Raw genomic sequence first — 744 nt, forward strand, 5'->3', positions numbered from 1 at the left:
GATCTATGCGGCGCTTTCCGAATGCGACCTGTTCGTCTCGATCGGCACCTCGGGCGCGGTCTATCCTGCCGCAGGCTTCGTGCGCGAGGCGGGTGCGAACGGCGCCCGGACATTGGAGCTGAACCTTGAGCGCAGCCAGGGTTCGGGCTGGTTCGACGAAACGCGGCTGGGCCCGGCCGGAGAGATCGTACCAGAATGGGTGGATCAGATGCTGGCCGGAAAACCCGCGTGACGCCAAGGGTTTGCCCCTAGGTAATCGTACCTAAGCACGGCCACACGCCACCCTTACCTCCATAGCGGATGGATCGTTCCTTGCCGATCGCAGGGCTTTTCGCCCATCCCCCATTGGCGAGGAGGCAGGGAGTATCATGGGCCGCATCATTTACGCAGAGGACGATGATATCGTCGGCGAAATCGCCACCGACGCGCTGTTTGGCGCGGGCCATGCCGTGGGCTGGTTGCGCGACGGGCATGCCGCGCTTCAGGCGATGCGCTTTCGCACGCCCGACGTCGTCGTGCTCGACCTGCACATGCCCGAAATGGACGGGATGAGCGTGGTGCGCGCCATGCGCGTCGATCCGCATCTCGCCATGGTCCCCGTACTGATGCTGACCGCCGTTTCGGGGCGCAGCGACAGGGACATCGCCTATTACGAAGGGGTGGACGATTATCTGACCAAGCCATTCGATCCAGAGGAACTGATATTCCGGGTCGAACAGCTGATGGGGGGCAATATCCGGCGCA

General features: G+C 63.2%; 1 protein-coding gene and 1 pseudogene. Both read left to right on the forward strand.

Annotated elements, in window-relative coordinates; translation table 11 throughout:
* A pseudogene (locus AAFM29_RS17685) lies at window positions 1-232 on the forward strand (NAD-dependent protein deacylase); the annotation flags it as partial.
* 136 nt (window positions 233-368) lie between these two features.
* The coding region (locus AAFM29_RS17690) for a response regulator (protein WP_341714026.1) at window positions 369-744 on the forward strand (376 nt) is incomplete at its 3' end.

The sequence above is a fragment of the Erythrobacter sp. genome (genome assembly GCF_038133525.1).
Lineage (GTDB): Bacteria > Pseudomonadota > Alphaproteobacteria > Sphingomonadales > Sphingomonadaceae > Qipengyuania.